The sequence below is a fragment of the Enterococcus sp. DIV0970a genome (genome assembly GCF_051711265.1).
Taxonomy (GTDB): domain Bacteria; phylum Bacillota; class Bacilli; order Lactobacillales; family Enterococcaceae; genus Enterococcus_D; species Enterococcus_D casseliflavus.
The window spans coordinates 1,505,200-1,527,178 of sequence record NZ_JBIOMF010000001.1 but is presented as its reverse complement, the minus strand read 5'-3'; the positions used below and the strand labels follow the sequence as shown (position 1 = coordinate 1,527,178).

Below are 21,979 nucleotides of genomic sequence, written 5' to 3'. Positions count from 1 at the left end.
ACCTTCCGGTTTTGATTGGATAACCCTATGAACCATCGTTATTTTAATTTGGTATTAACTCATTCATTTTGAGATAATATATTTATTGGATTGAGAGGCTATGCCGTTGCCTCCTTGAGTTTTGAAGCTCGTAATCGAAAGACTGGCACCTCTCTCTGATAAGTGGATTACGTATGAGTTAGATGTTGAAAGTTTTTGCTTTACTCCGTATCTCGTACAAGGTAGTGACGCTTTTCAGTTGAGCGGGTTTCAATCCAAAATATTTTTTTAGAAAGGTCAAATGTATGTACTTCTTAGGAATTGATATCGGCAAGCGAACTCACGTGGCTTCTTTAATGAGTGAAGAAGGTAAAGTGATCCTAAAAGGTTTTTCTTTCCCTAACACTACTGAAGGAGCTGATTCCCTGATTGAGCGGCTTTCAAAATATTCAGAGACTCCCGCTGACTTTATTGTCGGAATGGAAGCTACGGGTCATTATTGGCTCTCCATCTTTTCATACCTCCACGAATCAGACTTTTTGATTCACGTTGTGAATCCTCTTCAAACCGATGGCTGGCGCAAAGGAACAGAAATCAGAAAACGAAAAAATGATATTATTGATTCTGTTTTGATTGCTGACTTGATGCGTTATGGTTCCTTTGTAGAAACAGTATTGTCTGATGAAAATGTTTTTTCGTTAAAACAACTTTCACGTTACCGAACCTATTTAGTAGGTACCGCAAGCGACTTCAAACGAAAAATCATAGCTGTACTAGATCAAGTGTTTCCTGAATATGCATCAATTTTTTCTAAACAAGGTATTTTCGGAAAAGCGTCTAAAGAGTTATTGCTTGAGTTTAGTTCTCCTATAGAGCTAGAAGAAATTTCGGCAGAAACGTTGGCTCAATACTTAGCTGAGTTAAGCAGGAACCGAATAAAGCCAGAGAAAGCAGATCAATTGAAGCAAGCAGCTTCTAACTCCTTTGGAGTGAAATTTGCTCAAGAAGCTTTTACATTTCAATTACGCTCCATGATTGAACAATTGAAATTCATCGAAAGCCAAGTAAAAGAAACTGAAAAAGAAATTAAGCGCATAATGAGTAATTTAGACTCTGTTATTCTCACAATCCCTGGAATCGGCCCTATAAATGGCGCGACAATTCTTGGTGAAATTGGAGACATTCGCAAATTTTCTAATCCGAAAAAACTGGTTGCTTATGCTGGCATAGACGCGTCTGTGTCCCAATCTGGGCAATACGAAGCAACACATAATGTTATGAGCAAGCGTGGATCTCCATACTTACGAAAAGCCTTGTTTTCAGCTGCTCTAGTTGCTTCTCAATGTGATCCTGTTTTTCGCGCGTTTTATCAGAAAAAAATTTCTGAGGGAAAGCATCATCTGACGGCCTTAGGTGCTGTTTCTCGTAAGCTTTGTTATGTGATTCATGCTATTTTAACTAAAAATGAACCTTATAAGATTGTTTCCGATTAGCTATTGAACAATCAAAAAAATCTAATAGTGAAAGGTCTATTTGTTGTACTCATTTTTTGGACTTAACTGTTATAAAATATTTTTTTGATTTAGCTAATTTTCACTTGACTCTATATAGTTAGTCTTTCTGAAACAACTCTATTATATCATGCCGGGCGTATCATTGGAACACTGGCATAAAAAAAGACGTTAGCTCAAAAAATGCCGCTAACGTCGCTATCAGCTTTAGATTGCTTGGCGATTTGCCAATGCTTTTTCGATCGTCCGATCAACTAAAATCGATTGGGCATCGACGACTGGATAAGGATTGTCAGTCACAAATTCATCCATCAAGGACAACTCGGTACATCCAAGCACTACGCTTTCACAGCCGATACGTTCGGTGACTTCTTCCAGTATCTCAAAGTAAAGTTCTTGATCCAAATGATCATTTTCTTTGATTCGATCATAGATCAATGTATTGACCTTTTTTTGGATCGTCGGCTCTGGAAGATAGACGTCAAGTCCGAACTTCCGCAATTCTTTTTCATAGATGCCAGCTTTGACACTGCCTTCTGTCCCAAGAAAGGCCACTTTTCCAGTGACGCCTTTTTCAAAAACGACTTTCGCAGCCTCACGAGGCATATGCAAAATCTCGATCTCAGTGGCAGCTTGCAGCTCATCAAAAAAATAATGGGCAGTGTTACAAGTCAACACAATAAAATTTGGCTTTAACAAATTTTGTTTTTCGATGTCGTCCATTAAATATGGAACAGGGTTTTCTAACGTGTTGTCTAAAATATATGCCGTCCGATCCGGGACTGTCGCATGATTGAATAAAACATAGTTCAAGTAATCTTGGTCTTTATGGGTCTGTGTCCGTCGGTTTAAAATGCGGACAAAACTTTCCGTCGCTAACGTTCCCATGCCGCCTAAAATACTAAAAAAATTCTCCATCTTCTAGCCTTCTTTCGTATGGAAATACGTTTTGAATCGTTTGTTGTACAGATGGAACATTCTCTTTAATAAAATCCAACGCTTTAGAGATAAGTCTTCTTTGTAAAAGACAGTCGTTCCCCAGCGATTCTCTGCTAATAATTTTTTTGCGCGTTCTTTCGCAGGATTTTCTTTTGCATAAGTCAAGAAAATGTTTTTTGGTACCCCTAGCCATAATTTCGCTTCAGGCGCGTCAGCTTTGCCATAAACCGTTTCTGTGTAAGGTTTTTCGAAGACTAAATCCTCTGTGATGAACTTCGCCAGATTCAATCCGCTTAAGGTAATAAAGAAACTGCTTCTTCCTTGACGCAAGTTGATTTCAAATAATTTATATTGACCGTCTCGCGCATCATATTTCAAGTCAAAATTGGCAAATCCAACATATTCGATCTCTTTTAAAAACTTACGGATCATTTGATAGATTTGATCATTTTCATCTGGAATGATCACGACATAATTCCCAACAGCTCCAGGCGTTGGATCCTCTAACAAAGGATGACCTAAGCCCATCACGCGAACTTCGTGATTCTCATCAACATAGGCATTTAAGACCCGCATGTTGCTGTCATCGCCAGGAATAAAATCTTGGACGATCATTTCATATTGATAACCCGCTTGATAAATGCGAGAAACGATTTCTTCAAATTCTGTTCGATTGTCAATAATGAAGGCTTTTTTGCGCCCTTCAAAATCAACTGACAGCCACGCGACACTATTTGCTGGTTTCAAAGCCACAGGAAAATCAAAAGGCAGCTCTCCTTTGAACGTTCCTTCCGTCAACAGTTCAGGTGTTAAAATGAAGGTCTTAGGATAAGGCAAGCCATATTCCTCGCAAACTTCGTAAAAACTGACTTTATTGATCAACCGTTTTAATAAGGAATAGTCATTGGCAATAAAGGTATAATAAGGCTTCAATTCTTCTTTATGCTTCGCTAACAGTTCTGCATAGCCATCGCCGCAGGGAATCAATAAATATTTCATGGCAGGATCGTTGTAAGTATTTTTACCTAACTTGATCAACGTCTCAGTGAATCCTGGATCATGGTCAAAACCTTCCACTTGATTGATTCTAACAATTTTACTAAAGCGGGTTGGCGCAAGTTCCGCACCAGCATAAGCAACTGATTGAATGCCATATGCTTCGTGGAATGCTCTGGCCATACCATAAACATTCATATCGCTTCCTAATAATATGGGAAGAAAATTTTCCTGACTCATCAAAAATCACTCTCTCTTTTGAATACGAAAAACGACCTCTCTCGTTTCGTTTAATTACAATAGAATTATAATACCACAAAGAAAAAAGCAATCAAAGTATCTATCTTTGATTGCTTTCTCCCACTTTGAACGGATAGAACTTATAGGCAGTTTATTCAATGCGAATATACGTATACCTATTGCTATTCTATCAAATAAAATTTTGATTTCAAGCCCTTATCATGAAATTTGCAGATATTTCACGCTTCCTTAAACTTTAGCGAAACCTATTGACAGACAAGTAAAAAAGTGAGTGCTCTTTTCCTTGCTTAAAGGACTTTTTTCAAATAATGACCGGTGTAGCTTTCAGAAACCGCAGCAATTTCTTCTGGTGTACCAGTTGCAATGATCGTTCCACCGCCTTCGCCACCTTCTGGACCTAGATCAATCACATGGTCCGCTGATTTGATGACATCCAAGTTGTGTTCGATCACTAAAACGGTATTGCCAGCGTCGACAAATCGTTCCAAAACTTTCAACAAACGGGCAATATCATCCGTATGCAGACCAGTCGTTGGTTCATCTAAGATATAAAAACTCTTGCCATTGGAATTTTTGTGCAGTTCACTGGCAAGCTTCATCCGTTGCGCTTCCCCACCAGACAAAGTAGTCGCTGGTTGTCCCATCGTGACATAACCTAGACCGACATCGACGATCGTTTGCAATTTTCGATGGATTTTAGGAATATGTTGGAAAAATTCCACTGCATCTTCCACGGTCATATCTAAGATTTCCGAAATATTTTTTCCTTTGTAATGAACTTCTAACGTTTCTGAGTTATAACGTTTGCCATGACAAACCTCACAAGGTACGTAGACATCAGGTAAGAAGTGCATCTCGATCTTGATGATTCCGTCCCCTTTACATGCTTCACAGCGTCCACCTTTCACATTAAAACTAAAGCGGCCTTTTTTGTAACCACGGACTTTCGCCTCATTGGTTTTAGCAAATAAATCGCGGATGTCATCAAAGACACTGGTATACGTTGCTGGATTGCTTCGAGGCGTCCGACCGATAGGGCTTTGATCGATATCGATCAATTTCTCAATCGCTTCATAACCAGTAATGGTTTTAAAGCGACCAGGCTTGTTCGAATTCCGATTGATTTTTTGCGCCAAGGCTTTTTTCAAAATTTCGTTGACTAATGTCGATTTACCAGAGCCAGAGACCCCAGTAACGGCGACGAACTTTCCTAATGGAAAATCGACCGAAATGTTTTTCAAGTTATTCTCAGAAGCACCGGTCACACGAATCTTTTCACCATTGCCTTTGCGGCGTTCCGTTGGTGTCGGGATTTGTCGTTTTCCTGATAAGTACTGACCTGTTAAGGAAGACGCATTGGATGCGACTTCATCAGGAGTGCCTGCAGCGACGATCTCACCACCTGCGTGTCCTGCACCTGGACCGACATCGATCAAGTAGTCCGCTGCCCGCATCGTGTCTTCGTCATGCTCAACGACGATCAGGGTATTCCCAAGATCACGCATTTTCCGCAATGAATCTAGTAAGCGATCGTTATCCCGTTGGTGAAGACCGATCGATGGCTCATCAAGAATGTAAAGCACCCCAGACAAATTGGAGCCGATTTGTGTTGCCAAACGAATCCGTTGCGCTTCCCCACCAGAGAGTGTGCCTGATGCACGACTCAAGGTTAAATAGTCCAATCCGACATTTTTCAAGAAGCTTAAACGATCATCGACTTCTTTCACGATCGGACGTGCGATCATTTGCTCTTGTTCCGATAGTTTCAATTCTTCGACAAAGTTCAACGCATTGTTGATTGCCATCTCGCTCATTTCACCAATGTGTTTTCCGTTGACTTGCACGCACAGCGCTTGAGGGTTCAAACGATAGCCATGACAAGTTTTACAAGTCAATTCCGTCATATACAAACGCATTTGATCACGGGTGAAATCAGAGTTGGTTTCATGATAACGGCGCTTAATATTTGGTAAGATTCCTTCAAAAGCTACCTCAACATCACGCACGCCACCGAAATCATTCTCATAATGGAAATGGAAAATTTCGCCATTCGAACCATTCAAAATAATGTCTTTGTGTTCTTCTGGTAGCTCTTCAAAGGGTGTGTCCATATCGATATTGAACTCTTGACAGGCTTGTTCCAGCATTTGCGGATAGTACTGTGAACTGATTGGGTTCCAAGGTAATAGTGCGCCTTCACGCAACGTTTTGCTTTGATCGGGAATCACTAGGTCGACATCGACTTCTAGCTTCACACCAAGACCATCACAGTCTGGACAAGCACCAAAAGGCGCATTGAATGAAAAGAGCCGTGGTTCTAATTCACCAACTGTAAAGCCACAATACGGGCAAGAATAATGTTCACTGAAAAGCATCTCTTCTTGACCAATCACATCGACTACCGCATAGCCATCAGCTAAACGTAATGCCGCTTCAAAGGAATCAAACAGACGAGAACGGATGCCTTCCTTTACAACGATTCGGTCAATGATGATGGCAATATCATGCTTTTTATTTTTTTCTAATTCAGGCGCTTCGGAGACATCATAGACTTCGCCATCCACCCGCATCCGAACATAACCTTCTCTTTGGATACGTTCGAAGACTTTTTTGTGCTGCCCTTTCTTTTGATAAACGATAGGTGCCAACAATTGGATCTTGGTGCGTTCTGGTAATGCCAAAACTTCATCCACCATCTGCTCAACCGACTGACTAGTAATCTCAATATGATCATTGGGACAGATTGGGTGACCGATTCTGGCGTAAAGAAGCCGCAGATAATCATTGATTTCAGTAACCGTCCCCACTGTTGATCGCGGGTTCTTGCTGGTGGTTTTTTGATCGATAGAAATCGCTGGACTAAGTCCATCAATGCTATCTACGTCGGGTTTATCCATTTGCCCTAAAAACTGACGGGCATACGCCGATAGACTTTCGACATATCGGCGCTGTCCTTCGGCATACAACGTATCAAATGCTAAGGAGCTTTTTCCTGAACCCGAAAGACCAGTTACAACAACGAGCTGGTCTCTGGGAATCGTCACATCGATATTTTTTAAATTATGGGCCCGTGCCCCATGGATCACGATTTTATCATTTGCCATATTGTTTCTCCTTCTAATCAGCAGCTTTTAGCTCAAGAATAGTATCTCTCAAGGTAGCAGCCGTTTCAAAATCCAGTGCTTTCGCAGCATCTTTCATTTCTTTTTCTAATTTCAACAACAAGGTTGCTTTTTCTTCACGACTCAGCTCTTCATAAGAAGTCGTGGTGTATTCGCCAGTTTCTTCCGCCACTTTCGTGATTGCGATCAGATCGCGAATCTCTTTGATGATGGTTTTCGGTACGATTCCATGTTCTTCGTTATAGGCTTCTTGAATACTTCGGCGTCGCGCTGTTTCGTCGATCGCTCGCTGCATCGAATCGGTCATTTTATCGGCGTACATGATTACTTTTCCTTCTGAGTTACGAGCTGCTCGTCCGATGGTTTGGACTAATGAACGCTCGCTGCGCAAGAAGCCTTCCTTATCGGCATCAAGGATCGCAACCAGGGAAACTTCTGGGACGTCTAACCCTTCTCGCAATAAGTTGATTCCGACCAGTACATCAAATTCACCGAGACGCAGGTCGCGAATGATCTCTGTTCGTTCCAATGTTTTGATGTCACTGTGCAGGTATTTGACTTTGATCCCTAATTCTTTAAAGTAATCCGTCAAATCTTCAGACATTTTTTTCGTCAAGGTCGTAACAAAGACCCGTTCATTTCGCTCGACTCGCTCATTGATTTCTCCTACGAGGTCGTCAATTTGACCCATAATCGGTCGTACTTCGATCACCGGATCTAACAGACCAGTCGGACGAATGATTTGTTGAATGACGGTATCGGTTTGATCGTATTCATATGGTCCAGGTGTTGCTGAAACATAGACGATTTGGTTGACATGCTTCTCAAATTCTTCCAAGCGTAGCGGACGGTTATCCAGTGCAGAAGGCAAACGGAAACCATAATCCACTAACATTTGTTTTCTAGCACGGTCACCATTATACATCCCACGAACTTGCGGCATGGTCACGTGGGATTCATCAATAACGATCAGAAAGTCATCAGGAAAGAAATCTAATAACGTATAAGGCGGTTCGCCTTCTTTTCGTCCATCCATGTGGCGAGAGTAGTTTTCGATCCCTGAGGTATACCCCATTTCTCGCATCATTTCAATATCATAGTTGGTTCGCTGCTCTAAACGCTGTGCTTCCAACAGCTTATTTTCTGCTCGCAAAACTTTCAGCCGTTCATCGAGTTCACTTTGGATCGAAGCAATCGCATGTTCCATATGGTCTTCATTGGTCACAAAGTGAGTTGCTGGAAAGATCGACACATGTTCGGTGTCACTCATGATCTCGCCCGTCAAGGCATCGACTTCACGAATCCGATCGATTTCATCGCCAAAAAACTCAATGCGTAACGCTCGCTCATCACGAGAAGCTGGGAAAATCTCCACAACATCGCCACGTACGCGAAAACGTCCCCGTTGAAAATCGATGTCGTTTCGTTCAAATTGGATCTCGATCAATTCTTTTAATAGTTGATCGCGAGACTTTTCCATCCCTACTCGTAAAGAAACAACCTGTCTGGCATACTCGATCGGCGAACCTAAACCGAAAATACAAGAGACAGAAGCTACAACGATCACATCGTTTCTCTCTAATAAAGAACTTGTGGCCGAGTGACGCAGCTTATCGATTTCATCGTTGACACTGGAGTCTTTTTCGATGTATGTATCACTGGAAGGAACATACGCTTCTGGTTGATAGTAATCATAGTAACTGACAAAGTACTCGACCGCATTATTTGGGAAAAAGTCCTTGAACTCGCCATATAATTGTCCAGCCAGTGTTTTATTATGGGCAATGATCAATGTCGGTTTATTGACTTCCTTAATTAGATTAGAAATCGTATAAGTCTTACCGGTCCCAGTGGCTCCCAACAAAATCTGTGCTTTTTTTCCACCGACCACCCCGTCAACCAATTGATGGATCGCTTCTGGTTGATCCCCAGCTGGTTGATATTTTGATACTAAGTCAAATTCATGGGAAGTTGTTCTTTCGATCATCTTCATTCCCCCTCGATTATTCTAAACGACAACAAAAAAAGAAAAACTCGCTGCCGCTTTTCCATAAATAAGTATATCATAGCGAACATACTTTCGCCATCATTTGCTATGAAAGTTTCATGCGATTAAGCATAACTTAACATGTTTGATTTTCTAACATCTGATGTGAGGTTTAAGCAATTTTGTCATATTTTTAAAGAGAAAGACTTGTGTGTTGGAGAAATAATCCATATAATCTATAAATACGTTATATCTAAAGGGGGAATTTTCTTGAAAAGAAAACACATGTCCTTCGCTTTAATCGCGCTGATTATCAGCATTTTTACGCTATCAGTAAAGTCAGCAAGTGCGGAGGAAACTACGTATAAGATAGGAACAGATTTAACATTTGCTCCTTTCGAATTCCAAAATGAAAATAATGAATACGTTGGGATCGATATAGATTTATTAAACGCGATCGCTGAAGATCAAGGTTTTGCAGTTGATTTACGTCCTTTAGGTTTTGACGCCTCCATTCAAGGCGTGCAATCAAATCAGTTAGATGGCATGATTGCTGGGATGAGCATCACTGATGAACGTAAAGAAACGTTTGATTTCTCAGATCCTTATTTTGATAGTGGGATTCAAATGGCGGTAGCTGCGGACAATGACAGCATTACTAGCTACGAAGATCTTGAGGGCGAAACGGTCGGTGCAAAGGTCGGTACCGAAAGTCCCCGCTTTTTAGAAGAAAATAAAGACCAATATGGCTACGACATCAAACTTTATGATGACGCTACTGGGTTGTATGGCGCTGTACGCAATGGTACTGTGGCAGCCGCTTTTGATGATTATCCAGTGCTTGGCTATGCCATCAACAACGGCGAACCGATGAAACTTGTCGGCGAACCTGAAAAAGGTGCTTCTTACGGATTCGCTGTCAGAAAAGGCCAAAATCAAGAACTACTTGAAAAATTCAATGCTGGTTTAGCCAACATGAAAGCTTCTGGCAAATACGACGAAATCGTCAATACTTACATCACAACGTCTGATTCAGATGCAGACACCAGTGAAATGGTGAAAGTCGAACCAAAGAAAGATGTTTACCGAATTGCCAGTGACTCCGCCTTCGCTCCATTTGAATTCCAAAATGAAGACAATGAGTATGTAGGGATCGATGTTGATTTAATGAATCGGGCGGCAGAATTGCAAGGGTTCAACATTGAATTCAATTTCATCGGTTTTTCAGGAGCTTTGCAAGCCTTGGATGGTAACCAAGCAGATGGGATGATCGCTGGGATGACGATCACTGATGAGCGTCGCCAATCCTACGACTTCTCAGACTCTTACTTTGAAAGCGGCATTCAGATCGCTGTAAAAGAAGGCAATGATTCCATCAATTCCTATGAAGATCTAGATGGAAAAACCGTTGGTGCGAAAGTGGGGACAGAAAGTGCAGACTTCTTGATCGCCAACGAAGAAAAATATGGCTATTCGATCAAATATTATGATGCGGCCGATCAATTATATGCGGCTGTTAACGGCGGACAAATCGATGCCATGATGGATGATTATCCAGTGATTGGATATGCCATCAGCCAAGGTCAAAAACTAGTGACACCGATTGAAAAAGAATCTGGCGGTCAGTACGGTTTTGCGGTGAAAAAAGGCCAAAATCCTGAACTGATCCAAATGTTCAATGAAGCATTGAAAGAAATGAAACGGACTGGCGAGTACGATCAAATCATCAATAAATACATTGAAGATGGCTCTGCCACAGAAAAACGAGTGGATGAATCAACGATCACTGGTTTGATCAGCAACAACTATAACGTCTTATTAAAAGGTTTATGGAATACCCTTTTACTAGCATTGATTTCTTTTGCCTTAGCATTAGTGATCGGCATCATTTTTGGACTATTTAGTGTTGCTCCAATCAAAGCATTGCGGGTTTTTGCAGGGATCTATGTTGATATCATTCGTGGTATTCCTATGATGGTATTGGCTTTCTTCATCTTCTTCGGCCTTTCCGATGCCATTGGTATCACGATTCCCGACTTTGCAGCCGGGGTCATTACATTGACTTTAAATGCCAGTGCCTATATCGCTGAGATCGTCCGTGGCGGGATCAATGCGGTGCCAAAAGGTCAGATGGAAGCCTCTCGTAGTTTGGGGATGACCTACACTCGGACAATGCAGAAAATCATTTTACCGCAAGCGATCAAAATCATGATTCCATCTTTCGTTAACCAATTCGTTATCTCGTTAAAAGATACAACGATCATCTCGGTTATCGGAGTCGTAGAATTATTGCAAACTGGGAAAATCATCGTTGCTCGGACTACGCAAAGTACCTATGTTTACTTGATCATCGCGATTATTTACTTAGTCGTGATCACAGCTTTAACGAAACTTGCAAAAGTTTTAGAAAAGAAGGTGAAATAGCATGAAAGAAAAAATCTTAGTTGAAAATCTTGTAAAAAAATACGGCGACAATACCGTATTGAACAATATCAATGTTTCAATCGCTGAAGGAGAAGTCGTTTGTGTGATCGGTCCTTCAGGATCCGGGAAATCGACGTTCTTACGCTGTTTGAACCGCTTAGAAGAACCAACCAGCGGCGATATTATCGTTGACGGCGCACATCTGATGGATAAAAACACCAATATCAATGCTGTTCGTCAACATATCGGCATGGTGTTTCAGCATTTCAATCTCTTCCCTCACTTGTCGGTTTTAGAAAATATCATTTTAGCACCGATGGATCTAAAAAATGCTTCTCGGCAAAAAGCGGAAAAGAACGCAATTCGTTTATTAGAAACGGTCGGTTTGGCAGATAAAAAAGACATGCACCCTGACAATCTGTCTGGAGGACAAAAACAACGGGTGGCGATCGCTAGAGCTTTAGCAATGAATCCCGATGTGATGTTGTTCGATGAACCAACCTCCGCACTCGATCCAGAAATGGTTGGCGATGTACTCAATGTTATGAAGGATTTGGCAAAACAAGGAATGACCATGGTGATCGTAACTCACGAGATGGGTTTTGCCAAAGAAGTAGCAAACCGTGTGATGTTTATTGACGGCGGGAACTTCTTGGAAGACGGTACACCTGAGCAAATCTTTACCAATCCTAAGCATGAGCGTACCAAAGACTTCTTAGACAAAGTATTGAATATTTAAAAAAGCCTCTGCAACAGTCCACCGAAGGAACTGTTGCAGAGGTTTTCTTTATTGTTTGTTCCGTTTCGTTTCATCTGCGATCCGCTTTTGATTTTCCCCCAAAAACACTTTTGTATCGATGGGGTTTGCTTTGTTCGCCCCGCCGATGCCAGTATCAACCATTTTCCCCCAGCCCTTCAACGGCTCTTTCCCCGCTGCACGAAGCTTGGCATTTTTTAAACGTAACGCCTGCTTTTTTGCTTCTTTCCTCGTTTGTTGTTTCGCTTGCCATTGCTTTAAGATGCTCATATTCCTTCCTCCTCTCCTTGTTATGAAAAAACATTCCTTACATAAATTCTTAGCAAACGGTATGCTGGTTCCTGTTGACCTGGTAAGAGTAAACAGGGTTCGCCTTTTAAATAGTAAATTTTTATTGAGTAGTTAAATCTATTATAACATTTCCTTTTCACCATCGTAAGCTGCAGATACCAATTTTACTAAAACCACGAAAGGATATTGGAAATCAAGTAGCCAGAACGGAAGCAACATGTTACACTTATTAAACAACACTCCCTCCAAACCTAAATAGGCATACAAACATTTTTCTTTTTTATTTTATAGCAACTGACGGGATTTTTCTAATAAAAAACCAACATTAAAATAACAAAGAAAAGTAGCGAAAATCATTTTGGAGGAACCTATCTTATGAAAATCATCTTTTTATTTCCCTTACTAATGTTACTCTCCCTCTTTCTCACTGGCTGTACCTTAATTGACGAAATCATGGATGACACCACCAAGAGCAGTTTTTTACCAGAAGCAACGTCGTCTTCTCAATCTTTGTCAGCTGATTCTGAAACTATAGCTTCTTCTTCCAGAACTGAGAACCACACATCCGAACCCACATCTGAAACAGCTCGTTCTTCTGATGACTTTGCACAAGCTCAGAGCAGTACCGAAACAGCTGCCCCTCAATTTTCGTATTGTGAACAATTGCAGATCGGGCTGCCGCGACGGTGGAATCGAACAGTCAACAAAGACTTACTCCACCAATTGCAAGAAGGAATGTCCTGCGATGGTTCTGTTGCAAAGTCTGAAACTCAAAAACACTATCTCTGACCAACCGTCAATCTAAGCAGGTATTCCCATTAATATTTTGATTTCAGTAGAAACTGAAAAGCCGAAGAGTGTTCCATTTCTTCGGTTCTTTTTATATATTCCTCGAATGGTCTCCATCCCCTTAATCGTGGATGAGGCAGTCCGGAGACTTCGATAAAATTTATTCCGTCGCTTAATTGGCCTATGATCTTGTTCTATTAAATTGTTCATATACTTCACAGTTCGATGCTCTGTTTTGGTGTATAATCCGTTTCTCTGTAACTTTCTAAATGCAGATCCTATAGAGGGTGCTTTATCTGTTACGATGACTCTAGGTTGTCCAAATTGTTTATGGAGTCGCTTTAAGAAAGCATACGCCGCCTGAGTATCTCGTTTCTTTCGTAACCAGATATCTAAGGTTAAACCGTCCGCATCAATCGCTCGATAGAGATAATGCCAACGCCCCTTAATTTTGATATAGGTTTCATCCATTTTCCACGAATAGAAGGACTGTTTATTTTTCTTTTTCCAGAGATGATAGAGGATTTTACTGTATTCTTGAACCCACCGATAAATCGTAGTGTGACAAACATTTATTCCACGGTCATAAAGCAATTCCTGAACTTCACGATAGCTCAGATTGTAACGTAGGTAATAACCAACAGCGACAATGATGACGTCTTGTTGGAATTGTTTGCCTTTAAAATGATTCATCTCTCAAGCCTCACTAACCTTTTTTCTTACATTTTACAATAAATACAGGAAATTAAAAAACTTCGCAACAGAACCGCTTTACTTTTATTCTTAATAAGTTTTGTAATAATTACTCGACACGGTAGTTCGTTAGCTACGCAGCCACTGATCGTTGCATAGTTTCTGACATTGTTCTTATGATTCAGTAACTCTTATTCCGTTTGACTCCTAATAGTTCATGGGCGAAGCGCGTCCGTCTAAAATAGTTGTTTCTATCGTTTGAACCTCATTGACAATTTTTGGAGAATCTTACCATCCCTTTTCAGCAGTTAAATGTAAAATTCTTTAATAGCTACGCTTATTTTTCATCCAGAATGATAACCTCCCAAATTTTTCCTTCTATCTATATAGCATCATTTTGTGCTTCACGTGATTGAGCTAGTTGAGCAAAATCAATTAAAGATTCAATCGACAATCCAGCATTTCGCAAGTTTTTTGCTAGATAAATCCAATTTAAATCATTGGTAGTATAATCTCGGTAGCCGCTCTCGTGGCGGTGAACGGGTGGTATCTCGCCAACACGCTCATAATAGCTTAGTGTATCCACACTTAAATAAAACATTTCAGCTGCTTTTTTATATTCATCGAATCTCCTCCTCATTCTTCTTATTTATAATAAACCATGGAGTTAACTCTAGAGAAACCAGAAGCCTCTTGTCTCTATGCTAATACTACACTAAATACCTCCTCACATTACGTAGACTATTAAAATATTAAGCAATAGATAAAATCAGTTAAATGCAACTTCTCATATTCTAATGCTTATTAAGTAAGAATAATGTTAAAATAAAAAAACGAAGAGTATTCGGCGCAGTCCAGAAAAACTTCCCCAAGTTTTCTGTGCCGGTACTCTTCTTAGATTAATGCATGTTGCTTAATCAGCCTACGCTATATATTTCTTTTTTGCAAGTAATTACGATGTAGAAGCAATGCTTAGGAATCCCTTACGTTTTTTCTATTTTTACTTTTGACTTCTTTTAAGTGCTATACTGGATAAGTACCATGAAAGTAGGTGTTCAAATATGAATACTAATTTTTATCCAGTGGAAGTTTTTAGTTCGGACTACCGTTTATATTCATCAAAAGCAAAAACAAATTTGTATGATTTTCAATCGAGACCACCTTTGATCACGTCATTTGCTGTGCTAAATTTGAAAGAGTTGCGCAATATTCAACTCAAATTATTTATTTACGATATTGATATCGAAAAATTTTCTACTTTAGAGGAAGCTAAATCTAGATGTAACTCTCTTATGTATAAATAATTTAACTAGCTGATCATAGCTAGTTTTTTTGTATATCTGTATCTAATGAACTAAATGTTCATCCTTAATCTGCTTAATAAAAAGAAATATTTATCGCTAAACTTATGGTGGCGGATTTAGAAGTTTATAGATTAGCGAATGACACAGAAATATCTGCCATCTGCTATGGGTGAATCAGATAAAATATATTTCTGGATGGTTCCTTTGAAGAGTTTTTCTCCTTCACAGCAACCTTTTAAAGAAGTATACACTTTTTCAGAACCATCCAGATAATAAACATTGATTCCCTTAATTAATCGGAGAACGTCGTGTACAAGAAAGTTGATCTCCTAGATATTTCACTTGATTAACAATCATTGGGTCATTAAGCCAATTTTTGTTAAGTGTCAATTTTACGATTAACTGATGAATAGCTTCTTTTTGCATTTTATTCCTCCACTCAAACCAATCGTCTATCCAGTTTACATATACATAGTACGTGATTAAAAAACTCAATCTATTCTTCATTGATTTCAGTTACTCATTAAATTTTTATAATTTATAACTGTTCTTTCCGTAGTATTCGTCACTTCTGAATTTGAAAGGGTTACAACTGCCGAATTGCTGAGTAGCTTTATAATTGTTCCAGCTGCTTGTTTTTTTCTATATCGAAATATGACCTGTTGATCTATATGAAAAGCTTGGCCTTCTATTGAAAGTTGTTGTGGTTTCCATTGTGAAAAACTCATTCTTACCCCTCCTTTGAAGTATGAAAAAACCGCCTCACACATGTTGAGACGGGTTAAAAGGCACTTTTATGCTTTATAGATATTAGCAGCTTGCAAACCGCGTTGACCTTCTTCAGTATCAAAAGTAACTGCTTGACCTTCATCTAAAGATTTAAATCCATCCGCTTGAATCGCTGAAAAATGAGCAAAGACATCTTGACCATCTTCTCCTGTAATGAACCCAAAACCTTTATCTGAATTAAACCATTTTACTGTACCTTTATTCATACTATTTCCTCCTTGTGCATCATTACGAATGCGTTTTGTTGCAATAATTGTTTGATAAGCAAAAGGAGAGTATAAATTTATGTATAGCACTCTTAATACGTTTCAAAGTTTATCACTACAAGTAGTATACCACACAAACTCTTTAGTTGCAACTTTACATAAAAATATTATTTTTTTATAAACTTATCACTCACTATACACTATTTTATTTTTAATGTGCTATACTATCTATATAGAATTTCGCTATGAACGTTATCGTTACCTTTCGTCACTATTTGAGAGAGGAGAATGTATTATGACATTCACTAACAAAACAATTGATTATCGTGTTACTTTGGACACTAACTTAAACTTGTTTATTGTTTTTTCTAAAAATGATGAAACCAAAGTGGCAACCGGTACTACAATCGAAAATGCAGTACATGAATTAGAAAAACTAGCATAAGGAGTGAAACTCTCTAATGGCCAAGCTCTTTTCATATTAAAGGCAGCTACTTGTAAGAATGAGTAGCTGTCTTATTCATTTTTTGTGTGCTAATTTGCTAAAAATGATCTCCATTGTTTCAAGTGTATCGATATCCATCTGACACAACCAGAGAAATACCTTCTTTTCCTCCTCCGTCCAAGTAGTTTTTGGATAGGCGGAAAGAAGTTTCAGATATTTTACACGTTGGATACTAGATGACAATAGCCAGTGCTGTTCAAAACTCTCACTTTCTTCCATATCATCCCTCCAAAATGGTATTACCTACAGTTAGACATAGCAAATGCAAGTAACTTTTAACTAAAAAATATCACAAACTAGCAAGCCAATCATCACAGATTAAAAATTGCTTTTTTTATGTTAATAAAGCAGTACATCTATTTATTGTCTCCTATTCTTAGATCCAGCTTCAGCTCGATTTTAAAATAGAGCAAAATCCTATAATTTCTGATCCGTTAAAATCAATATTGTAGAATTCATAATCATTTTTTATCAAGCAATCATTTATTTAAAAACCATTCACATAAGTAATAATTAACTTTTCGAAACCTAAGACTTTAAGGAATATTATTTTATTCTATAGTGGTTTTCCGATAATGCTTCCACATAATATCTTAATAACTTGTAATCTTTTTCATCAATACTTTTTATTATTATTTTATTTCCAAATAACGATCTGTGTGAACTTTTTAAAAGTCTGTGATGTATCTGATTTACAATCAAATACTCTACTTCTTCGTCCTTCAAGTTAGGATCAGTAATCTTTTCTAAATCCCGATGAATATAATTATATTCTAAGTGAGACGCGTCATTAATAACTCGTTTAAATTCTTCTTTCTCAACTTTCAGGAAAATCACGTCCTTCCCTTAATAAAAAACTCAGCGAAAAGAGAGATTAACTAACCACTTCTGCTATTTAAAAATACATATTACGTAATCAAATAAATTTCAATTCAACATCAGATATCTTTACAATAGTATGTTACCCCTTACCTACAAAAAAATCTATTGTTTTTATACATAAATACCCTAACATTCTTATGCAAAACTCTTATCAATAGATCATCTAATCTAAATCATAAAAATAGACCTAATAGAATTCCCCCTAAAATGAAGAATGCAGAGTTAATTTTGTATTTAAGAATACCTAATAGACTAATAAAAAAAATTAAAATGAAATACCTTTCAACAAATATATTTTGTCCTAATTGGATGGTAACATTAGCCATCAATGCTAATGCTGCCGCATTTATACCAATTAACATTTTGGAAAATGTATTGGATTGTTTAAGCTTGGAAAATAGTGGTGCTAATATAAGAACCAGTAGAAACGATGGTAAAAAAATCCCTACTGTAGCTACCAAAGCACCTGGGATACCGAAAAGTAAATATCCAATAAAAGTTGCTGTAGTAAATACAGGCCCAGGAGTAAATTCGCCTACAGATATGGCATCTATCATTTGAACTTGGGTCAATACTTGTAACTTATCAACAAATTCTGATTGGATAAACGCAAGTAATACATAGCCACTACCATATAAAAGTAAACCTATTTTCAGGAAAGTTAAAAATAAAATTGAGAGACTAAATGGCTCTATGACATAATTTTTAAAATTCCAATCTTTTTTTATTAATAGTAAGAGTATTGCGGCAACTATTAACACAGTGAGTTCCGAAGCACCAAAAACAACCAAAAGCAGAGACAGGCAAAAAACAATAAATGTAGACATATCTTTTATAGCTGTTTTAAAAAGCTTTATTAGAGCTGCTACAATAATTGCTACAATGACAGGCTTTATATACTCCAGAATTGTTTGAACTCTAGGAAGGTCTCCATATAATTTATAAAAGTGCCCTATAATCATTACAATGACCATTGCTGGTAAAATAAATGAAATACCTGCTAAAAATAATCCCCATTTTCCAGCACGCCGATGACCTAATATAATTGCCATCTCTGTAGAGTTTGGACCAGGAATCAAGTTAGTAAATCCTAATAAATCTAGAAACTCTTCCTTAGACATCCATTGCCTTTTATCCACGACTTCTTCTTCCATCATAGCGATATGAGCAGCTGGTCCACCAAAAGCAAAGAACCCAAGTTTTGAGAACACTTTAACAATCTCGATGTATTTATTTTCTTCCATAAGCCCTCCAATAGTATGAGAAATATTAAGTTATGTGCATGATTTGTTATATCAATGACCGGTTTCAGTTTATTAGATCTTTACTTTCCAATAAATAGTTTAGAAAAGGACGCAAAGAGAAAAATAGAACTTTCTCTTTGCGTCCTTTGATGAAACCTTCTGAAAAATGATAAATATATTATCATTACAGTAGATTTACTCACCTATAAATATAAAAGCAACATATAAAAAGAAGACTTCCCCAATCTGCTTTCCCCGCTACTCTTTTAATGAGACACACTAGAAAATTTTAGAACAATTATTTATATATAGCAAGTAAAATGCCCTTGTTAAACAATACTATTTTAATGAACCGTCCAAGAGATCTTGATCAAGCCAAAATCATGTTTAATTGCATAATAAATCAAGAATAAACAACAAGTGTGTTTCTACCTCTTTTTTTTGCAGCATACAGCGCTTGATCAGCCTGATTGATGAGTTCATATACATCTAAAGAAGAATCATACTTAGAAATGCCAGCAGAAAAATAAAGCGTAATCTTTCTTTCCCCTCCAATATTCAACTTATTTTTTAATAAGAATGCCTGAAATCTTAATATAGTCTTTTGAACAGACTTTAATGTACTGTCTTTGAAAATAACTAAAAATTCTTCGCCTCCATATCTATAAACCTCTACTTGATCTTGGTGTGCTTCACTAAGAAAAGTTGTTATTTTTTTTGAAAAGAATATTAAAGCACGATTTCCTGTAATGTGTCCATAGTGATCATTAATTCTTTTAAAATGATCTAAATCCATCATAACAAAAATAAGCTTTTCCTTTTCAACCTCTGTCATACTATCTACGTCTTGATTTAAGCTTCTAATATTTTTAACTTTCGTCAATTCATCGTAGTTTCTCCCAATAAGTTTTCTATTTATATCTTTTAAGAATTATTTTTGAGTACTTAGATAGTATTGCCAAGAAATACAAATAATTATAGACCCTATAAACAAAGATAGATATTCCCAAAAAGTAAGTTTATATTCAAAAAAGAGCATAGAATTCAATCCAGCCATCATTAGAGTAATTAAAACAAAAAATATATAAAACGGTATCTGTATTTTATATTTATAAAAGCTTTTTTTAATTACGAAACTAAAAGTGAATGCCAGTATACTAGAACTAGAATACTAAGTAATGTCTTGATATCAATAATACTTATTACGATAGTCTGATAAACACCATCATTAGAGCCAATAAAAGAAAATAATTTTTCATTTTGAATGAGTTAAAGTATAAGATAAATAAAGGTAATGTATATTCATAATAAACATACCCCACATTATTTATCGAAAAAGTTAGGGAGCGTCAATAATTTTGTGTAAATGATTCTTCCCTACTGCAGATTGTTTCTAATTCTCAATCAGTTGGCTTAGCATTTGTTCAAGTTCGCCTTCGGCCTGTTGAAAGCCTTTATGACTGCGACCTAGGAATTTTTGGTTGTAAGTATCAAAAGACGAGACTAAGAAACGTTCCATCGACTCTTCGTTTTGGAACTGTTCCTTGCGGTGGCTGTATTTCTTGATTTGCTTATTAAAGGATTCAATCAAGTTCGTAGAATAAATACTCTTGCGTATGGCCAAGGGGAAATCATAGAAAGTGAGCAAGTGATCGTTCGAAAGAATCGATTCAACCACTTTTGGATAGCTGGTTTTCCATTTTTTCGCAAAAGCACCACGTGCTTCCAACGCCACCTCTTTAGATGAGGCTTGATACACCATTTTAAAATCATCACAGACTTCCTTACGATTATTGACACGCACTTTGTGACTGATATTACGGGAAACGTGTACACAACAATGTTGAAAACGAGCTTTGGGATAGAACCGACTAATCGCTCCTACCATCCCCTTTAAGCCATCCGTGATGAACAGGAGGACATTTTTCAAACCGTGCTCTTGAAGGTCCAATAAAATTTCCTCCCAAATCGTGATGGATTCAGTCGGTGCAATCGCATAGCTCAATACTTCCTTTGATCCGTCCGGGCGAATGCCAACTGCGATATGAATAGCTTCCTTGGCGACGGTTTTCCGCTTTAACGGAATATACGTTGCGTCCATATAAATAGCAGCATAACGGTCATGAAGCTCCCGCCCTTTAAACGCCGTTACCTCTTCTGTAAATGATTTTGTTATATTGGACATGGTTTGGGGCGTGTAGTGATGCCCATACATTTTCTCAATCAAGTCTGCGATTTCCGACATGGTAATACCTTTTCGGAAGAGGTGAATGACGGTCTCCTCTAACGTGTCATTCGTCCGTCTATAAGCAGGAACAGTCTGTTGCTTGAACTCACCATTGCGGTCGCGCGGAATCTGGAGATGAAGTTCCCCATACTCGGTCTTGACCGTACGGTCATAGGAGCCGTTACGAGAATTACCCGTGTTAAAACCAATGCGATCATACTTTTCGTAATCTAGGAAAGCCGTTAACTCCGTTTTGAGAAGCGTATTGACTGCTTTCTCCAAATGGACACGGAATAATTCATTCAAATCGCCTTTGTTCGCTAGAGTCTTTAGAATTTCTGTAGTAGAATCGTTCATAAGGAAGTCCTCTCTTCTGTGAATGTGTTGTGGTAACTCTATTCTACAGAAGGGACTTCCTTTTTTCTATTTACACAAAATATTTTACACTCTCAAAAGTTATGATAAAATACATTTGCGATACAAATAATATTAAACCAATAATTATTTTAAAAGAATATCGTAAATGGAGTTTCTTAAAATTTTTTACAAATAAATCATAGGAAATAAGTAAGCTAATTACTATAATTGAATACAATATTACATAAAGCAAATGTAAAAGTCCCATAGACATTTCTCCATTTCTTTTTTACTGTATACCAAGACTATAAGTATGAGATTTTACCTTTTCATTCCAACTATATAAATTTATTTTGCATATCTTTTTGTTTCTCTTATTTTATCTAGAATAAAACTTGTTTGACTATAATCAGTTAGTTCACGTATTACTTTTTTCACCGTACGATCAACTGCGCAAATACCAAACATATCAGAATAGAAGTCAGTTATTGATTTGATTGGACTAAACAATTTTTCTGATAATTCAGTTTTTTTTGAGTAATTCATTTCTAAGTACCCTTTGTCTACTAGCCGATCAATAACTAAATAAGCTGTATTCAGCTTAAATTCTGGGTATTTTTTTACAAAGTTACGTTTTGTTATCCCTCCCTCGCATTCATATAATGAAATCAAAACTCGGTATTCAATTTTAGTTAAATCTACCATCTTCAATTTCA

Annotated in this window: 20 protein-coding genes and 1 pseudogene; 5 read left to right on the top strand and 16 right to left on the bottom strand. The window is 37.9% G+C overall.

Annotation, left to right across the window (positions count from 1 at the left end; genetic code table 11):
• Nucleotides 1-284 precede the first annotated feature (284 nt).
• A complete protein-coding gene (locus IGK14_RS07235) occupies nt 285-1,472 on the top strand; it encodes an IS110 family transposase (protein ID WP_010748508.1) in 1,188 nt (395 codons plus the stop codon).
• 225 nt (nt 1,473-1,697) lie between these two features.
• On the opposite strand, the gene IGK14_RS07230 is transcribed toward IGK14_RS07235, so the two are convergent.
• The 4 genes from IGK14_RS07230 to uvrB all read right to left on the bottom strand — a co-directional run bounded on the left by IGK14_RS07230 (nt 1,698) and on the right by uvrB (nt 8,795).
• Nucleotides 1,698-2,408 (bottom strand): amino acid racemase, encoded by a 711-nt coding sequence (locus IGK14_RS07230; protein ID WP_005225951.1) that lies wholly within the window; start codon nt 2,406-2,408, stop codon nt 1,698-1,700.
• A 3-nt stretch (nt 2,409-2,411) separates the two neighbouring features.
• Nucleotides 2,412-3,665 (bottom strand): carboxylate--amine ligase, encoded by a 1,254-nt coding sequence (locus tag IGK14_RS07225; RefSeq protein ID WP_034695572.1) that lies wholly within the window; start codon nt 3,663-3,665, stop codon nt 2,412-2,414.
• A 308-nt stretch (nt 3,666-3,973) separates the two neighbouring features.
• A complete protein-coding gene (gene uvrA, locus IGK14_RS07220) occupies nt 3,974-6,790 on the bottom strand; it encodes an excinuclease ABC subunit UvrA (protein ID WP_010748163.1) in 2,817 nt (938 codons plus the stop codon).
• 13 nt (nt 6,791-6,803) lie between these two features.
• Nucleotides 6,804-8,795, bottom strand: coding sequence for an excinuclease ABC subunit UvrB (gene uvrB, locus IGK14_RS07215; protein ID WP_010748162.1), 1,992 nt, complete (start codon nt 8,793-8,795; stop codon nt 6,804-6,806).
• Nucleotides 8,796-9,065: 270 nt separating this feature from the next.
• Here uvrB and IGK14_RS07210 point away from each other — a divergent pair, with 270 nt between their 5' ends.
• A complete protein-coding gene (locus tag IGK14_RS07210; protein ID WP_438711937.1) occupies nt 9,066-11,219 on the top strand; it encodes an amino acid ABC transporter substrate-binding protein/permease in 2,154 nt (717 codons plus the stop codon).
• Nucleotide 11,220: 1 nt separating this feature from the next.
• Nucleotides 11,221-11,958, top strand: a complete 738-nt coding sequence (locus IGK14_RS07205) for an amino acid ABC transporter ATP-binding protein (protein WP_010748160.1) — start codon at nt 11,221-11,223, stop codon at nt 11,956-11,958.
• Between the two features lie 48 nt (nt 11,959-12,006).
• On the opposite strand, the gene IGK14_RS07200 is transcribed toward IGK14_RS07205, so the two are convergent.
• Nucleotides 12,007-12,246, bottom strand: a complete 240-nt coding sequence (locus IGK14_RS07200) for a hypothetical protein (RefSeq protein WP_010748159.1) — start codon at nt 12,244-12,246, stop codon at nt 12,007-12,009.
• 396 nt (nt 12,247-12,642) lie between these two features.
• On the opposite strand from IGK14_RS07200, the gene IGK14_RS07195 reads away from it, so the two are divergent.
• Nucleotides 12,643-13,056 (top strand): hypothetical protein, encoded by a 414-nt coding sequence (locus IGK14_RS07195; protein ID WP_010748158.1) that lies wholly within the window; start codon nt 12,643-12,645, stop codon nt 13,054-13,056.
• A 12-nt stretch (nt 13,057-13,068) separates the two neighbouring features.
• Here IGK14_RS07195 and IGK14_RS07190 read toward each other — a convergent pair whose 3' ends face one another.
• The 5 genes and pseudogenes from IGK14_RS07190 to IGK14_RS07170 all read right to left on the bottom strand — a co-directional run bounded on the left by IGK14_RS07190 (nt 13,069) and on the right by IGK14_RS07170 (nt 16,048).
• Entirely contained in the window at nt 13,069-13,749 is a 681-nt protein-coding gene (locus IGK14_RS07190; RefSeq protein WP_010748113.1) for an IS6 family transposase, read from the bottom strand.
• A 394-nt stretch (nt 13,750-14,143) separates the two neighbouring features.
• A pseudogene (locus IGK14_RS07185) lies at nt 14,144-14,389 on the bottom strand (MerR family transcriptional regulator); the annotation flags it as partial.
• Between the two features lie 952 nt (nt 14,390-15,341).
• The gene (locus tag IGK14_RS07180; protein ID WP_231435016.1) at nt 15,342-15,479 is read right to left on the bottom strand and encodes a hypothetical protein; all 138 of its coding nucleotides are present in this window, start codon (nt 15,477-15,479) and stop codon (nt 15,342-15,344) included.
• An 86-nt stretch (nt 15,480-15,565) separates the two neighbouring features.
• A complete protein-coding gene (locus IGK14_RS07175; RefSeq protein ID WP_010748155.1) occupies nt 15,566-15,781 on the bottom strand; it encodes a hypothetical protein in 216 nt (71 codons plus the stop codon).
• Between the two features lie 66 nt (nt 15,782-15,847).
• The gene (locus tag IGK14_RS07170) at nt 15,848-16,048 is read right to left on the bottom strand and encodes a cold-shock protein (protein ID WP_005237682.1); all 201 of its coding nucleotides are present in this window, start codon (nt 16,046-16,048) and stop codon (nt 15,848-15,850) included.
• 295 nt (nt 16,049-16,343) lie between these two features.
• Between IGK14_RS07170 and IGK14_RS07165 the strand changes: the two genes are divergently transcribed.
• A complete protein-coding gene (locus IGK14_RS07165) occupies nt 16,344-16,493 on the top strand; it encodes a hypothetical protein (protein WP_005237684.1) in 150 nt (49 codons plus the stop codon).
• Between the two features lie 75 nt (nt 16,494-16,568).
• Here IGK14_RS07165 and IGK14_RS07160 read toward each other — a convergent pair whose 3' ends face one another.
• From IGK14_RS07160 to IGK14_RS07135, 6 genes are all read right to left on the bottom strand, one after another.
• Nucleotides 16,569-16,772, bottom strand: a complete 204-nt coding sequence (locus tag IGK14_RS07160) for a hypothetical protein (RefSeq protein WP_005225249.1) — start codon at nt 16,770-16,772, stop codon at nt 16,569-16,571.
• A gap of 327 nt (nt 16,773-17,099) precedes the next feature.
• Nucleotides 17,100-17,390 (bottom strand): hypothetical protein, encoded by a 291-nt coding sequence (locus tag IGK14_RS07155; RefSeq protein WP_051095333.1) that lies wholly within the window; start codon nt 17,388-17,390, stop codon nt 17,100-17,102.
• Between the two features lie 218 nt (nt 17,391-17,608).
• Entirely contained in the window at nt 17,609-18,679 is a 1,071-nt protein-coding gene (locus tag IGK14_RS07150) for a chromate transporter (RefSeq protein ID WP_010748154.1), read from the bottom strand.
• 403 nt (nt 18,680-19,082) lie between these two features.
• Complete coding sequence (locus tag IGK14_RS07145) at nt 19,083-19,562, bottom strand: GGDEF domain-containing protein (protein WP_010748153.1); 480 nt, start codon at nt 19,560-19,562, stop codon at nt 19,083-19,085.
• A gap of 510 nt (nt 19,563-20,072) precedes the next feature.
• Entirely contained in the window at nt 20,073-21,263 is a 1,191-nt protein-coding gene (locus tag IGK14_RS07140; protein ID WP_121262237.1) for an IS256-like element ISLgar5 family transposase, read from the bottom strand.
• A gap of 348 nt (nt 21,264-21,611) precedes the next feature.
• Nucleotides 21,612-21,968, bottom strand: coding sequence for a hypothetical protein (locus IGK14_RS07135; protein ID WP_010748150.1), 357 nt, complete (start codon nt 21,966-21,968; stop codon nt 21,612-21,614).
• Nucleotides 21,969-21,979 lie beyond the last annotated feature (11 nt).

Bases quoted from the DNA above. Each gene is read 5' to 3' on its own strand.
- IGK14_RS07235 (WP_010748508.1), top strand. From the start codon at position 285: ATGTACTTCTTAGGAATTGATATCGGCAAGCGAACTCACGTGGCTTCT.
- IGK14_RS07230 (WP_005225951.1), bottom strand. From the start codon at position 2,408: ATGGAGAATTTTTTTAGTATTTTAGGCGGCATGGGAACGTTAGCGACG.
- IGK14_RS07225 (WP_034695572.1), bottom strand. From the start codon at position 3,665: ATGAGTCAGGAAAATTTTCTTCCCATATTATTAGGAAGCGATATGAAT.
- uvrA (WP_010748163.1), bottom strand. From the start codon at position 6,790: ATGGCAAATGATAAAATCGTGATCCATGGGGCACGGGCCCATAATTTA.
- uvrB (WP_010748162.1), bottom strand. From the start codon at position 8,795: ATGATCGAAAGAACAACTTCCCATGAATTTGACTTAGTATCAAAATAT.
- IGK14_RS07205 (WP_010748160.1), top strand. From the start codon at position 11,221: ATGAAAGAAAAAATCTTAGTTGAAAATCTTGTAAAAAAATACGGCGAC.
- IGK14_RS07200 (WP_010748159.1), bottom strand. From the start codon at position 12,246: ATGAGCATCTTAAAGCAATGGCAAGCGAAACAACAAACGAGGAAAGAA.
- IGK14_RS07195 (WP_010748158.1), top strand. From the start codon at position 12,643: ATGAAAATCATCTTTTTATTTCCCTTACTAATGTTACTCTCCCTCTTT.
- IGK14_RS07190 (WP_010748113.1), bottom strand. From the start codon at position 13,749: ATGAATCATTTTAAAGGCAAACAATTCCAACAAGACGTCATCATTGTC.
- IGK14_RS07180 (WP_231435016.1), bottom strand. From the start codon at position 15,479: ATGCAAAAAGAAGCTATTCATCAGTTAATCGTAAAATTGACACTTAAC.
- IGK14_RS07175 (WP_010748155.1), bottom strand. From the start codon at position 15,781: ATGAGTTTTTCACAATGGAAACCACAACAACTTTCAATAGAAGGCCAA.
- IGK14_RS07170 (WP_005237682.1), bottom strand. From the start codon at position 16,048: ATGAATAAAGGTACAGTAAAATGGTTTAATTCAGATAAAGGTTTTGGG.
- IGK14_RS07165 (WP_005237684.1), top strand. From the start codon at position 16,344: ATGACATTCACTAACAAAACAATTGATTATCGTGTTACTTTGGACACT.
- IGK14_RS07160 (WP_005225249.1), bottom strand. From the start codon at position 16,772: ATGGAAGAAAGTGAGAGTTTTGAACAGCACTGGCTATTGTCATCTAGT.
- IGK14_RS07150 (WP_010748154.1), bottom strand. From the start codon at position 18,679: ATGGAAGAAAATAAATACATCGAGATTGTTAAAGTGTTCTCAAAACTT.
- IGK14_RS07140 (WP_121262237.1), bottom strand. From the start codon at position 21,263: ATGAACGATTCTACTACAGAAATTCTAAAGACTCTAGCGAACAAAGGC.
- IGK14_RS07135 (WP_010748150.1), bottom strand. From the start codon at position 21,968: ATGGTAGATTTAACTAAAATTGAATACCGAGTTTTGATTTCATTATAT.